Below are 13,701 nucleotides of genomic sequence, written 5' to 3'. Positions count from 1 at the left end.
CCCCTAAAAACGGAAATAGATAAACGGGTTGTACTCATTACCTGCCAGAAAGGCCGAACACAGCAGAAAGAGCACGCTAAGCGTCAAAAATTCAGCTGTTCCTCTTTTCCAGCCATGAAAACGCTCCTTGATTTTCGGCAGCACCGGAGCGGAGGCCACCGCCGCAATCAAAAGAACAGCGAACAGATAAAAACTCAGATGCAGCGGATCAACGCTGCCAAATCCATTCATCCCCGCCATCGCTTTGAGATACTGCACAGCGCCGCAAAAGGTATCCGCCCGAAAGAATACCCAGCCTGCCATAACCACCAGCAGGGCATACAGGTGCTGAAAGGGCGTCCATACTTTTTCCAGGTATCTGCCCAGAAACATTTTTTCCAGAATCAGAAAAAAGCCGTGATACAGTCCCCAGAAGGCAAAGGTCCAGCTTGCGCCGTGCCAAAGCCCGCACAGCAGAAATACAATGCCGTTGTTCAGATAAGTCCGTGTTTTGCCCTTTCGGTTTCCTCCAAGGGGGATATACAGATAATCCCGGAACCAGGAGGAAAGACTGATATGCCATCTGCGCCAGAATTCCTGAATGGATTTGGAGATATAGGGATAATTGAAGTTTTCCAAAAAATCAAACCCGAACATCTTTCCCAGGCCAATCGCCATATCGGAATAACCGGAAAAATCAAAATAGATTTGGAGGGTATAGCAGATAATTCCAAGCCATGCGCCCCAAAATTCCAAAGCGGCGGAATCCGTGTGAAACATCAAATCCGCTGTCTGGGCAACGGTGTTGGAAATCAAAACTTTTTTGGACAGTCCCACAATAAAACGGGAAATCCCCTCACAGATTTTGCCGGCATCCGTTTTACGGCTGTCAATCTGCTCCACAACATCCGTATAACGCACGATGGGGCCGGCGATCAGCTGTGGAAACAGGGAGATATACAATGCCAGCTTCAGGATATTTTTCTGAACCGGCACATTTTTTCGATACACGTCAATAATATAGGACATGATCTGGAAGGTATAAAAAGAGATTCCGATGGGCAAAGCAATATTTTTCAGCCCTTCCGGCAGAACACTTTCGACTGCAAAGAAATGATTGGCGGTCTGCACCAGCATATTAAAATATTTAAAGAAAATCAGAAACAAAAGATTACAGCTGACGCCAATCGCCAGCCATAGTTTGCCGGAATGCCGGTCAATCAGAAAAGCAAACATATAATTCAGCAGGATCGACGCCAGCATCAGCAAAATAAAAAACGGCTCGCCCCAGGCATAGAAAAACAAACTGGCAATTAACAATACCAGATTCTTTAGCCGCTTTGGCGTCAAAAAATAGACCCACAAACAAATGGGCAGAAAAAAGAATAGAAAAATCGGCGAACTGAAAACCATAATATCCCATAACCCCTTCAATCATACATGTACTTCTCTTTATCCCTTAATATTCACTCCCAAAAACCTTGCCAGTTCACAGGCCTGATAAGGTGTGACGACTGCCCCTTTGAGCTCATAGCTGCCGGAGAGGGAGATCCCATCAATCTCACAGGTCGTTAAATCAACGCCGTTTAACTTTGTATGTAAAAAATCCGCGCCAATCAGCCGTGTATCAGTAAATTCCGCCTTTTTTAATTCACAGGAATCAAACACCGCGCCAGACAAATCGCAGTCGTCAAACCAAACGTTTTTCAGCTTTCCTCCGGAAAAATTCACATACTTTCCGTTGCTATGGCACACGGTTACGTCAATCAGATGGCTTTCAAACAGATTCAAGCCGGTCAGTTTACAGTTTTCAAACATCACGCGCTGTAAGGAGCCGTCACTCAGATTGACATTGGAGAGATCACAGTGCGCAAAGATACAGTCCTGAAAACTTCCGCTGGAAAAATGACAGCCTCGAAGCACGATATTCTCAAAAATACAGCCCTTCCAATCGGCTGCCGGAGCTTCTATCTCTTCCAGTTTCTGTTGAGAAAAACGGGAATTCTCAATGTCCCTTCCCTGGCAAACCGCGTCCAGAACAGCCTTGCTTAGAGAAACCGTTTCGCAGGAGGCCTCCTGGATACGGGGCGGTATCACTTTCATGCAATCCTCTCCCTTTAAAAATTTTTCATTCTGAAAAAAGCCAATCACGCACACTATTTTTTTAAATCTGTGAAATCACGACTTCATTCCGTGTATTATTTTTCTCAAAGTAATTTCAACTCATTTCGCCGTAATTCTCCGGATTATAACAACAGGCGCCCTTCTGCGGACGCCCGTTGTTTTCAGTAACGGTATTCGTTCATAAGGAAAATTGCTGCAAGGTTATTTTCTCAGCTTATTGATCTCTTTTTCCAGTTCTTCCATAGAACGCCCGAATTCCGTCCAGTCAGATTTACTCAGAGCAGCCTTCATTCTGTCATAAAGTTCCACAACCTTCTGTTCCGATTCATTCGGCACCACCGCGGGAGTGACTGTCGGATTCTCCTGCCCGGATTCCGGAGGTTCCACAACGCTTGGTGCTGTGCTGGCTTCGCCCTGGAGGTCGGATTCCAGCTTATAGTTAAACAGCTTCATTAGGCAGTCTTCCAGCGTAGCTTCCATGACAATCTTGTCCCCGTAGGCCACAATCACTCGTTTCAGCTCGGGGATAGAGGAATCATTGCTGGAGGAGATATACACCGGCTGAACGTACAAAAGCGAATTCTTTACCGGAACCACCAGCATATTGCCGCGGGTCACAGAGGAACCTCCCTGGCTCCACAGCGTCATCTCCTTTGATATATTGGGATCGCTGTCAATCCGGTTGGCAATCTGCATGGTGCCGTATACATTTTCCCCCTTCGGGAAGGTGTACAGTGCCATCTTTCCATAATTCTGTGCGTCACAGCTGACAGCCAGCCATGCCACCAGATTGTCCTTGTTGGACAGTGTATAGGGAATCATCAAAATCAATTCTTCCTTTTCTCCGAACAGAGGCATTAAGCTGTAATAGGGCTCCACCGGCTTTGCCTCTCCCTGCACTTTTTCCTTGCAATATTCCCAAACATCTGTTCTGTTATAGAACGTATCCGTATTTGTTGTGTGGTACTTTTTGAATACAGTGGACTGCACCTTAAACATTTTTTCCGGATACTGCAGATGAGATGCGATATCCGCCGGCAGCGGGTTTTCATTGAAGAATCTGGGATAAATTTTTTTATAGGTCTGTACAATGGGATCGTTCGGATCTGTGATATAGAAATCTACCGTGCCGTCATAAGCGTCGACGACAGCCTTGACGGAATCTCGGATATAATTGATCGGCCGCCCATTAAAGCTGACTGGCTGAGAATAGGGAAACTCGGAACTGGTGGTATAGCAGTTGACCACCCATTTCAGTTTGCCTTCCTCATTGATCACCATATAGGGATCGTTGTCTACCTCAAGGAAGGGAGCAACCTTGCTCACCCTCTCCAAAACATTGCGGTTGATAAGAATTTTACTGTTCTCGTCAATGAAACTGGAAATCAGCATCTGAAAATCTGTATTATACACGGAGAACAGTACTTTGTTGAACAGATTCATCGAAATGCCGGCCTGGCCGTCGTATGAAAACTCCGCATCCTCCTGCCCCTGGGAATAATCCAACTCTTTATAGCCGGAATTTACCACAACATAGTCGTTGGTGCTCTCCCCAAAATAAACCCTGGGCTGTGTAATTTCCGGAAATCCCTGGGTCGACTGAGGCGGAATATCCTTGATAAAGAAAGCGGGCTGTCCCTCTTTGGTCACCTGGTTTACCGGAATCCCCACAGCGCCGAAACCATGGGTAAACCGGAGTCTCTCATTGATAAAGTTCGTCGTTGTTGTATCCAGTTTTTCCTTATTAAATTCACGGGGAGCAAGTGCAATCGCCGCCGGTTTTCCTTCAATATCATATTTTACAATGTCAATGTCATTGAAAGAATAATAATTGCGGATTCCCTGAAGCTGATTCACTGCTTTGAGGGTGGACGGATAGTCAATGATACGGATATTGGACAGGGTTGTCTTATTGGCTTCCAGATCATTTGCCGTCAGGTTATACTGTATGTTAAATTCCTTCTGTTCAATATTGTCAAGGCCATATGCCTGCCGGGTAAGGTTGATGGTGTTTGCAATGTAGGGTGCTTCCCGGTTAACCTCCTCCGGCTTGACATAGAAGGTTTGCAGCCCCAAAGAAAATACGAAAAACGCAAGATAGGTCACAGGATAGACGAGAATTGTGCCAATGCTCCACTTATATTTTCCCCGGTAGAGGAATATCATGGTCAAAAGTACGATAGTCAGCAGCAGAAAAGGGATAATCCTGTAATAATTCATCCACACCGTGATGTCCGTATATCCCGCGCCGTAAACCGCGCCGCTCTCGGAATACAGAATGCTTTCCGCCTTGAAGGTATAACTGATCGCTTTGATCAGAATCAGAACAGCAATATTGACCACATTGTGGATGACAATTCCCCGCACCTTAAAGATCTCCGAGATGTTCAAAAGTCCCAGCTTGGCATAGAGAATGATATAGGCGATGAGAACCGCAACTGTGATAAAAATCATCAGGGCAAAGCAACTGTCACACAGGGAAATCAGAAACGGCCTCTGAAACAGGTAATAACCGATATCCTTGTTGAAAATGGGATCGCCCTGCGACATCATGGTCGGATTCAAAAACTGCAGAAGCCTCTCGTATACCGTTGACTGAATGATACTGCTGGCAATCAGTGACAACAAAAAGGTAAAAATAAAAATCAGCAGATTGCTTCTTAAGAAGCCAAAGGTATCATCCAGCTTTAACAAATTTTTCCGCACAAACAGCAGACTGACCAAAAAAATCAGAAAAACAAACAGGAAACTCACTGCCTGGGCGATCAATTTCGCCTGCAAATTCGTGAGATATACCTGCGTATAGTTTTCCCCGATCTCCTTGTATTGGATGTACGTAAAATAGATATTGACTGCTACCAGCAGCCCAATCAGAATAATTGCCGCAAGAAAGATGATCAGTAATCTTTTTGCAATTTTGCTCATTCGGATACCTCCTGTTCAGACAAAGTAAATGTCTGTGAGACGATTTTAATACAACAATGCCGTTGCAAATTCATCCGCGTCAAACTTTTTGAAATCATCCAGTCCTTCCCCCACACCGATGAATTTGACCGGGATGGATTTCTTTTTACAGATGGCGATCACAATACCGCCCTTGGCCGTGCCGTCCAACTTGGTGAGAATAATGCCGGTCACGTTCGTCTGTTTGGTAAATTCCTCCGCCTGGATGACCGCATTTTGTCCTGTGGTGGCATCCAGTGCCAGAAGAACCTCCAAGTCCGCATCCGGCAGTTCCCTCTGAATGACACGGAACATTTTATTCAGTTCGTCCATCAAGTTTTTCTTGTTGTGTAAACGCCCTGCGGTGTCACAGATCAGGACATCGATGTGCTTTGCTTTGGCGGAAGTGATAGCGTCATAAATCACAGCGGCCGGATCCGCGCCCTCCTGATGCTTTACAAGCGGAACTCCGGTGCGGTCCGCCCAGATGGAAAGCTGTTCGCTGGCAGCAGCGCGGAAGGTGTCCCCCGCCGCCATCATAACGGATTTTCCCTCCTGCTTTAACTGGTTGGCCAACTTCCCGATGGAAGTGGTCTTCCCGACGCCGTTTACCCCTACCACCAGTATAATGGAGGGTGAGGTAGAAAGCTTCAGTTCGGTGTCGTTTTCTTCCAGAATTTCTTTGATCACCCGGAAAAGTTCCTGTTTGGCCTCCTCCGCATCATTGATTTTCTTTTCTTTGATATTTTGACGAAGCTGTTCAATGATTTCAAGAGAGGCTTCCACACCGACGTCAGCAGAAATTAAAACTTCCTCCAGCTCCTCAAAAAGCTCTTCATCCACCGACTGAAAAGCGGAGAACACATCGTCGATTCTGTCTTTAATTACATTACGGGTCTTCTGCAGTCCCTGTTTCAGTTTATCAAAAAAAGCCATGTATATGAATCCTTTCTCTCATATAGATTAAATAAATCCATTCTGTTTTCAATAAGGGCTTGCCCCGTCATTCAACGAGGGCAAGGGCACTGCATAGCAGTGCCGCAATCAGCGGAAGATTTTACTCTCGCTGATTGCGGATATGGAACCCGCCGCCTTAAGAGGCGGGGCACATCTTGCCCGCAGTTATAACAAGATTTTATGAAAAGCTTTTGCAAAGCGAGGTTATTTCGTCATTTCTTCCACTTCGTCAATGTCCAGGCTCAGCAGCTTGGAGACACCTTTCTCCTGCATGGTGACACCATATAAGGTGTCCGCCGCTTCCATGGTACCCCGCCTGTGGGAGATGACAATAAACTGCGTTTCTTCTTTATATTTTTTCAGGTAATCCGCATAGCGGTATACATTCACATCGTCCAGCGCCGCCTCAATCTCGTCAAACAGGCAGAAGGGAGTGGGTTTTACCTTCAAAATGGCAAACAGCAGCGCAATGGCTGTGAAAGCCTTTTCTCCACCGGAGAAAAGGCTGATATTCGTCAGCTTTTTCCCGGGAGGCTGTACCTCGATCTCAATGCCGCTCTCCAGAATATCAGCAGGATCCGATAAACGAAGATCCGCTTTTCCTCCCCCGAACAGCTCCTGGAATGTCTCGTTAAAAGCTATGCTGATCTTTTCAAACTGCGTTCCGAATATCGTTTTCATCAGCTTGAGCATCTCTGTGATGATCTGTTCCAGGTTGCTCTTTGCCTCCAGCAGATCATCTTTCTGAGTCGTTAGAAACTCATACCGCTCGCTGACATTTTTATACTCTTCAATGGCATCGATATTGATATTGCCCAAATCCTTGATTTTATTTTTCAGCTCATTGATGGATTTATTCGCCGCCGAGATGGAACCGATATCCTTTTTCAGCTCCGTGGCAGTAGTCACCGTCAGCTCATAAGAATCCCACAGATTGTTGATGATATATTCCAGCTCGGTTTCCGCTTTGGTTGTTCTGGATTCCAGGCGGGAATATTCCTCCTGCAGTGCAATGAGTTTATCACGCAGCTCTTTGGATCCGTTCTGGCTCTTTAACAGGGCTTCCTCGCATTCCGCCTTTCTCTGTTTGTTCTGTTCCATCTTCTTTTGATACTCGGTGATGTTGTCCTTCAGCTGGGAGATCTGCTGATACTTGAAGTCGATCTCGTCCTGCAGATCCTCATTTTTTGCCTTTGCCTCCTCAATCTCAGCCTCTTTGGCAGACAAAGCGTCATTCTGGCCGCCTATTTCATTGTTTAAGGAAATCAGCTTATCCTTCTCGGTGCTCAGATCCTTTTCCAGATATCCCAGCGCCATCTTTTCATCCGCAATCCGCCCGTTATACTCCTCTTTTGCCCGAATAATCTTTTCATAGTCCTGATTGTTATGAAGAATTTTTTCCTCCAATTCGGAAATGGACTGCTGCAGGGAAGCCATCTGGTCCGCAAAGCTTTGCAGATTTCCCTCGTTCTGTCCCAGCTTGACAGAAAGTTCCCTGCGCTCCTCCTCCAGCACCGAACTGTCCTTCTTCCGTGTTTCAATCAACTGTCCGTTCAGGCGGATTTTGGAGAGAATATCAATTTTCTGTGTATTCACCTGCTGTTTTTTCTGCTTTTCCTGCTCAGCCTCTTCCCGAGCGAAGGCAATCTCGTTCTTCTTTTCGGAAAGTTCTCTCTCCGCTTTGTCAAGGCGAGTCCGCCATGCCTTCATCTTTTCGGCGAGCTCATTTAACTCCGCATTTCTGGAGATTGCCCCGGTATTGTTCTTAAAGCCTCCCCCAGTAATTGAGCCTCCCGCATTCAGCACTTCTCCTGTCAGAGTGACAATCTTAAAGCTGTGCTGAAAATGGCGGGCGGCCATTATGGCGTTGTCCATGTTGTCAAACACGGCGACACGAATCAGCAAATTTTCAATGATCCCGGCAAACTGATGTTCAAAATCCACCAGCTCGGACGCAATTCCCACAAAACCCTTTTCCTTTCGGATATCGCCGTTGAGCGGCTTCTGAGATTTCACGGTACGAATCGGTAAAAAGGTCGCCTTGCCGGATTTTGTTTTTTTCAGATACTGAATTGCATATTTGGCGTCCTTTTCCTCCCCCACAATCACAAACTGGGTGGCGGCGGCAAGCGCTGCGTCAATGGCAAGAGCGTATTCTTTTCTCGTTTCAATGACACTGGCCACTGTGCCGAAAACAGAAAGCCCGGACAATTCTCCGTTTTTGTGAGCGGTCAAAACGTCCTTGACGCTACGCGGATAGCCGGAAAAATCATTCTCCATGTCCCGGAGCATGCCAAGGCGGTTTTTATCTGCCATATAATCGCTTCTCGCTTTCTGAAAAGCAGCACTGCTCTCTTCAAACCGCTGTTCCGCTTCCTTTTCCTTCCGAAGCAGCCGTTCAATCTCTCCCGACATTCTCGCTTCTTCCGCTTCCAGCTGATTCAATTCCTTCTGATAGTTTGCAATCTCCGCTTCCAGCCCCTTGACGGAAGCTTGCTTTTCCCTCATTTCCTCTTCGATCGCTCTTCTCCGGCTTTCTAGATTATCCATAAGGGATTCGCAGGCCGCTTTTTTTGCATTCAGTGTAGAAACCGTATTGTTCTGTTCGGTTAGCTTACCTTTCAAAGAATCGATAAAGCTGTTGTGGGTGGCGATGGAATCCGCCAGCTTGGAAAATTCCGCCTGAAGCCCTTCAATCGCCTTCTGCTTCTCCTCGCGGTTTCTTTCGATCTCCTCAATCTTCCGGCTGATCTCTTCAATATACGTATGAAAACTGCCGATTTTTTTCTCCATCTCATGCTTTTCCCGCTCCATCCGGCGGATATTCTCATTGTTGTGCATGATATTGTTCTTGAAAATTTCAATCTGGTTTTCATAGGTTTTTGTATTGTATTCTTCCGTATGATACTGCTGGCTTAACTGGTCGGTATCCTCCTGCAGGTTTTTGGATTCCGCCAGCAGTGTTTCGATGCGGCTGTCCGTCTTTTCCAGATCAGCCTTTGCGGTCTCCAGCTCTTTTTTGCAGTTCTGAAAATTCTCATTCAGCTCCCGCAGAGAGGAGCGATGCTTCTCGATGGTGTCAAGCCACACATTGACCTCCAGAACCTTCAGTTCATCCCGGTACACCAGATATTTCTTTGCCTTTTCACTCTGCAGTTTCAAAGGCCCTAGCTGGCTCTCCAGCTCAATGATGATATCCTCTACACGGAGAATATTATCGTTGGTATTCGCAAGCTTCCGCTCCGCCTCGTCCTTCCTGTGTCGGTATTTGGAGATGCCGCAGGCCTCCTCAAAGAAAGTGCGGCGCTCGGAAGGCTTACCGTTTATGATCCCATCGATTCTGCCCTGCCCTACCAGCGAATAGCCATCCTTTCCCAAGCCGGTATCCATGAAAAGCTCTTGGATATCCTTGAGACGGCATCCGGATTTATTGATATAGTATTCACTTTCCCCCGAACGGAACAGCCGGCGGGTTACCAGAATTTCGTCAAAATCTATGGGGAGAGTTTTATCCGCATTGTCAACCAGAATGCCAACCTCACAAAACCCTAACGGTTTTCGCTTCTGGGTACCCGAAAAAATGACATCCTCCATCTTGCCGCCGCGAAGCATTTTTACGCTCTGTTCCCCCATAACCCAGCGGATTGCGTCTGAAATATTGCTCTTTCCGCTGCCATTTGGACCCACGACACAGGTGATGCCTTTCGGAAACTCCAATTCTATTTTGTCCGGGAAAGATTTAAACCCAGTAATTTCGATTGATTTTAAACGCATTTCATTTCCTCCAGAGGATACGAACTCGAGCATTAGAGAGTTGAGCCCAATATGGTTTACACAGGCAAATTTTCCGCAATTCTGCGTCAAAATGCTTGTGCATACGGCTAGTATTCCCCGCGCTTTTTCCTTGCCTTACGAAAAAATTTGCTCTGTGGAAACTCAGCAACTCTGCACACAGGAAAAATTTTGTCTTTTTGGTGCGTAAGGGTGCAGCAAGGCTGACGCCTTGCAAGACCGACAATCCAAAAAGGCGGGATTTTAACAAGTGCAAAGCATATTGGCCTCAACTCTCTAATGCTTATATTATATTAAATTCCATGAAAAATAGCAAGACATAATTCCGGAAACAAGACATATAAATGAAATAGAGAAGGGCTGTCTATCCGACTGCTTAAACAGAAAAGGAGAAACACATTATGAGAAACGAGGGATTCAGCAGAGCACGGGCTCAGAGAAGATACCGCCAATCTTCCGGAGAGCAGGAACTGCCTCACATAAACTTGAAACTGATTCTGGCTGTTCTGCTGGTTGGCTGTGTGGCAGTTCTAAAATTTATGCCGGATAACGGCGTGCAGACAACCGTTCAGTCGGTTCTCGGAACCACTACGGACTTCAAAGGGCTCTATGCGGATATGAAGCATGTGATCGCCTCCTATACGCTGGGAGCTCCGGTCTTTCACATGCCCTTGGATGGCGCTGTCATGTCTCCGTATGGGGAACGGATGAACCCCATCACAAATGAGAATTCCCTGCACACCGGAATGGATATTGACGCAAAGGAGGGTACCAAGGTGCACGCCCCGCTCGCCGGAACGGTGACCGAAATTAAGGAAGACGAGACTTACGGCAAATGCATGCTTGTCACCCATGAAAACGGATACGCCACTTTCTATGGACATCTGAGCGAAACGCTCAAGGAAGCAAACGCACAGATACAGCAAGGCGAGGAGATTGCTCTGTCCGGAAATACCGGAAAAAGTACTGGTCCTCATCTTCATTTTGAAATCAGAGTGGATGGTACGCCGGTAGATCCCCAGCCTTACCTGATCAAATGAAAAATCCGTTTTATGAACGGTGGGAGCGGGGACGGTTCCACATCAACCCATTTCTTCTTCCGGTGATTCTCTTTGCGCTCTGGTGCGGCTTTTTCAGACAGTATCTGATGATGTTTTTTCTGATGCTCTGCCATGAACTTGCCCATCTTGTCGCGCTGTGGAAAAGGGAAATCAAAATTCATTCGATTTCGGTGGAACCTTTTGGTATTAACATTCGACTTCAAAACGAACTGATTCAAAACCCGGATGACGAGATCATTATGGCGCTGGCAGGTCCTCTGTGCAATCTGGGGCTGGCGCTGGCGTTTTTGCTTTTCAGGAGTGTCAGCGGGATATGGAACCAGGAGTTATCCTTCTTGTATTATGCGAATATAAGCTGCGCTCTTGTAAACCTGCTCCCCGCAGTTCCATTGGACGGCGGCCGGGTTTTGCGGGCTTTTTTAAGCAAGTTTATCGGCTATATCAAAGCTTATTATTTTTGCGAAAAATTGACAAAGGTATTGTCTCTTCTATTGATTGTCTGCGGCATCTGGCTATTCTTTGCAACTCGATTCAATTTTTCCATGTGTTTGATCGGATGCTTTTTATACGGCAACCTGTTCATGGAAAAAAACAATCTGCGCTTGTATCTGATGCGGGAGATCGCGGACTATAAAAAGCGTCAGAAAGTGATTGAAAGCATGCCGATTTCCAGCATTGCCGTAAATAAGGAGCTGAGCGCCCGCAAGATTCTGAATCATTTCTGCCATAACCGGTATTATCTGATTACCGTTTTGGACGGAATCCAAATCATGGGTACCCTCACGGAGGGAGAACTGATTGACGGCATCATCCGCAAGGGATCAAACATAAAAATGAAAGAACTTGTGATGAAGCATAGAGCACAGCATTCGATAGCCGAGCACGATAAGATTTTCCTCTCAAAGAGGAAAGGATGAACACGCAGAGGAAGACATGGAAACTCTCCTCTGTAAATTCACGGTTGAAAGGAGGCTCTATATGCTGAACAAAATATGGCTCACCATGATGGCGGCCTCTATCCTATACAGTTTTTTTAACGGCACATATGCGGAAACGGTCGCCGCAGGCATTGCCTCCTGCAGCGACACTATCCAGCTACTGATCACCCTGCTTGGCATCATGTGCTTTTTCAACGGCATTTTAAAGATTGCCGACCGAGCCGGAATAACAAAAATCATCGCAAGGATACTTCAGCCGGTTCTAGGCAGGCTGTTTCGGGATGTTCCTCCTGACTCGGAGGCATTCGGTGCCATGACATTAAATATAACCGCCAACCTGCTGGGTATGGGAAATGCCGCCACCCCTCTAGGCATTTCAGCCATGGAGAAACTCAAAAAGCAAAATCATAACCGGAATACAGCCAGCCATGCAATGTGCCTGTTCGTAATCCTAAACACCTCATCGATTCAGCTGATCCCCTCCACGATTCTGTCCCTGCGGATGAATTACGGATCCGGAAACCCCTTTTTTATTGTATTTCCCATGTGGATTAGCAGCTTAACTGGTCTTTTGGTGGGGATTCTGGCGGCAAAATTCTTTCGGGCAAGGGAGGAACGAATTCTGACATGCAGACAGTAAAAACGATATCCGAATGGTTGCTTCCCTGCCTGATCCTGCTTTTCCTGCTGGGAGCTTTCTGCAAAAAGACGGACGCCTATCAAGCATTCCTGGACGGGGCAAAGGACAGCATGACCACCATTGTCAACATTCTGCCGCCGGTGGTAGGGTTGATGATTGCCATCGCCATGCTTCGCGGTTCCGGACTTCTGGATTTCCTTTGCAATCTCATCTCTCCCGTCACAGCTTTTCTGGGTATTCCAACCGAGACAATGCCCCTGGCACTGCTCCGCCCTATTTCCGGAAGCGGCGGAATCGCCATGCTGGCGGATATTCTGAAAACTTACGGACCGGACAGCCTCATTGGCAATGTGGCCTCCGTTATGGCAGGCTCCACCGAAACAACCTTTTATACCATTGCCGTCTATTTCGGCGCGGTGCAGGTGACCGATACCCGTTATGCTGTGAAAGCGGCTCTGCTGGCGGATGCCGCCGGAATTCTGGCAAGTGTTTTCGTGACCCGTGTGTTTGTTGGAATGGGCTGATTTTCCATGTTTTTGAATGAATTTTTGACGGGACAATTGAAAAGAATGATATTTTGTGGTAAACTGTTAGCAGAGAGTGCGGCACCATTTTTCATACAAGATAAAAAGACAGAAAAACAAAAGTGTATCTTTGACGGAAATGAATGGCAGAAGGAGGCGGAATATGGGCTATAAAAAATTATTATCTGATGATGCAAACATTAAACTGATTATCCTATTTGCATTGGATACCTATCATAAACCCGCAACCAATTCTGACCTTACCGAAATCATCTTAAAGGAACTCTCCATCGATTATTTTGCCCTGCAGCAAAATCTTTATGAACTGGTAAAGGATAAGAAAATTAAACTGACCAAAGAAGCCAAAAAAGAGTATTATGAAATTACTCCTGCAGGAGCCCAGGTGATTGGTTTTTTTGAAAATAAGATCCCGTATTCGCTGAAAGAAAAGATTATCTTTGCCGTGAATACCAGCCAAAAGGTAGCCGAACCCACCAGCATTGTCAAAGCGGATTACACGGTTTTGGACAATGGGGAATTTGCCGTCCGTATGGAGATCACGGAAAAAGGTGTTCCGCTGTTTCAGCTCGGACTAAATGTAGGAAGCCGGGATCTTGCCATCCGGACAAAAGAAATGTTTGAAAAAAATCCCCAAGGTCTCTATCAAAAAATTGCAGAGGAGATCATGCGGAATATATAGAATATAGAATGATTAGAACATGGAACCCATATTGCGTTTGATG

At 46.3% G+C, this 13,701-nt stretch carries 11 protein-coding genes; 5 read left to right on the top strand and 6 right to left on the bottom strand.

What is annotated here, in order from left to right; all coding sequences use genetic code 11:
* Positions 1–3 precede the first annotated feature (3 nt).
* The 6 genes from KQI32_RS04560 to smc all read right to left on the bottom strand — a co-directional run bounded on the left by KQI32_RS04560 (position 4) and on the right by smc (position 9,777).
* The gene (locus KQI32_RS04560; protein WP_308167037.1) at positions 4–1,242 is read right to left on the bottom strand and encodes an MBOAT family O-acyltransferase; all 1,239 of its coding nucleotides are present in this window, start codon (positions 1,240–1,242) and stop codon (positions 4–6) included.
* A complete protein-coding gene (locus tag KQI32_RS13350) occupies positions 1,196–1,417 on the bottom strand; it encodes a hypothetical protein (RefSeq protein WP_253291063.1) in 222 nt (73 codons plus the stop codon). Before KQI32_RS13350 ends, KQI32_RS04560 begins: the two co-directional genes overlap by 47 nt.
* A gap of 14 nt (positions 1,418–1,431) precedes the next feature.
* Positions 1,432–2,082 carry a pentapeptide repeat-containing protein gene (locus KQI32_RS04555; RefSeq protein WP_216424155.1) on the bottom strand — a complete coding sequence of 217 codons (651 nt, stop codon included), beginning with the start codon at positions 2,080–2,082 and terminating at the stop codon, positions 1,432–1,434.
* 222 nt (positions 2,083–2,304) lie between these two features.
* Entirely contained in the window at positions 2,305–5,028 is a 2,724-nt protein-coding gene (locus KQI32_RS04550) for a UPF0182 family protein (protein ID WP_216424154.1), read from the bottom strand.
* 45 nt (positions 5,029–5,073) lie between these two features.
* Complete coding sequence (ftsY, locus tag KQI32_RS04545; RefSeq protein WP_216424153.1) at positions 5,074–5,982, bottom strand: signal recognition particle-docking protein FtsY; 909 nt, start codon at positions 5,980–5,982, stop codon at positions 5,074–5,076.
* 225 nt (positions 5,983–6,207) lie between these two features.
* Positions 6,208–9,777: a chromosome segregation protein SMC gene (smc, locus tag KQI32_RS04540; protein WP_216424152.1), complete on the bottom strand. Its 3,570-nt coding sequence runs from the start codon at positions 9,775–9,777 to the stop codon at positions 6,208–6,210.
* A gap of 419 nt (positions 9,778–10,196) precedes the next feature.
* Between smc and KQI32_RS04535 the strand changes: the two genes are divergently transcribed.
* The 5 genes from KQI32_RS04535 (at position 10,197) to KQI32_RS04515 (ending at position 13,658) form a co-directional block, all read left to right on the top strand.
* Positions 10,197–10,835, top strand: coding sequence for a M23 family metallopeptidase (locus tag KQI32_RS04535; protein ID WP_177691087.1), 639 nt, complete (start codon positions 10,197–10,199; stop codon positions 10,833–10,835).
* Positions 10,832–11,773, top strand: coding sequence for a site-2 protease family protein (locus KQI32_RS04530; RefSeq protein ID WP_216424151.1), 942 nt, complete (start codon positions 10,832–10,834; stop codon positions 11,771–11,773). The genes KQI32_RS04535 and KQI32_RS04530 overlap by 4 nt, the downstream gene beginning before the upstream one ends.
* Positions 11,774–11,834: 61 nt before the next feature.
* The gene (locus KQI32_RS04525) at positions 11,835–12,434 is read left to right on the top strand and encodes a nucleoside recognition domain-containing protein (protein ID WP_216424150.1); all 600 of its coding nucleotides are present in this window, start codon (positions 11,835–11,837) and stop codon (positions 12,432–12,434) included.
* Positions 12,422–12,958 carry a spore maturation protein gene (locus KQI32_RS04520; RefSeq protein WP_253291062.1) on the top strand — a complete coding sequence of 179 codons (537 nt, stop codon included), beginning with the start codon at positions 12,422–12,424 and terminating at the stop codon, positions 12,956–12,958. Before KQI32_RS04525 ends, KQI32_RS04520 begins: the two co-directional genes overlap by 13 nt.
* A gap of 163 nt (positions 12,959–13,121) precedes the next feature.
* The gene (locus tag KQI32_RS04515; protein ID WP_216424149.1) at positions 13,122–13,658 is read left to right on the top strand and encodes a DUF4364 family protein; all 537 of its coding nucleotides are present in this window, start codon (positions 13,122–13,124) and stop codon (positions 13,656–13,658) included.
* The last annotated feature ends 43 nt before the right edge of the window (positions 13,659–13,701 follow it).

This window comes from Acetivibrio sp. MSJd-27, assembly GCF_018918095.1.
Classification (GTDB): domain Bacteria; phylum Bacillota; class Clostridia; order UMGS1840; family HGM11507; genus HGM11507.
The sequence above is the reverse complement of the archived record's forward strand: the minus strand, read 5'-3'. Positions and strand labels throughout refer to the sequence as shown.

Bases quoted from the DNA above. Each gene is read 5' to 3' on its own strand.
- KQI32_RS04560 (WP_308167037.1), bottom strand. From the start codon at position 1,242: ATGCTGGCGTCGATCCTGCTGAATTATATGTTTGCTTTTCTGATTGAC.
- KQI32_RS13350 (WP_253291063.1), bottom strand. From the start codon at position 1,417: ATGATTGAAGGGGTTATGGGATATTATGGTTTTCAGTTCGCCGATTTT.
- KQI32_RS04555 (WP_216424155.1), bottom strand. From the start codon at position 2,082: ATGAAAGTGATACCGCCCCGTATCCAGGAGGCCTCCTGCGAAACGGTT.
- KQI32_RS04550 (WP_216424154.1), bottom strand. From the start codon at position 5,028: ATGAGCAAAATTGCAAAAAGATTACTGATCATCTTTCTTGCGGCAATT.
- ftsY (WP_216424153.1), bottom strand. From the start codon at position 5,982: ATGGCTTTTTTTGATAAACTGAAACAGGGACTGCAGAAGACCCGTAAT.
- smc (WP_216424152.1), bottom strand. From the start codon at position 9,777: ATGCGTTTAAAATCAATCGAAATTACTGGGTTTAAATCTTTCCCGGAC.
- KQI32_RS04535 (WP_177691087.1), top strand. From the start codon at position 10,197: ATGAGAAACGAGGGATTCAGCAGAGCACGGGCTCAGAGAAGATACCGC.
- KQI32_RS04530 (WP_216424151.1), top strand. From the start codon at position 10,832: ATGAAAAATCCGTTTTATGAACGGTGGGAGCGGGGACGGTTCCACATC.
- KQI32_RS04525 (WP_216424150.1), top strand. From the start codon at position 11,835: ATGCTGAACAAAATATGGCTCACCATGATGGCGGCCTCTATCCTATAC.
- KQI32_RS04520 (WP_253291062.1), top strand. From the start codon at position 12,422: ATGCAGACAGTAAAAACGATATCCGAATGGTTGCTTCCCTGCCTGATC.
- KQI32_RS04515 (WP_216424149.1), top strand. From the start codon at position 13,122: ATGGGCTATAAAAAATTATTATCTGATGATGCAAACATTAAACTGATT.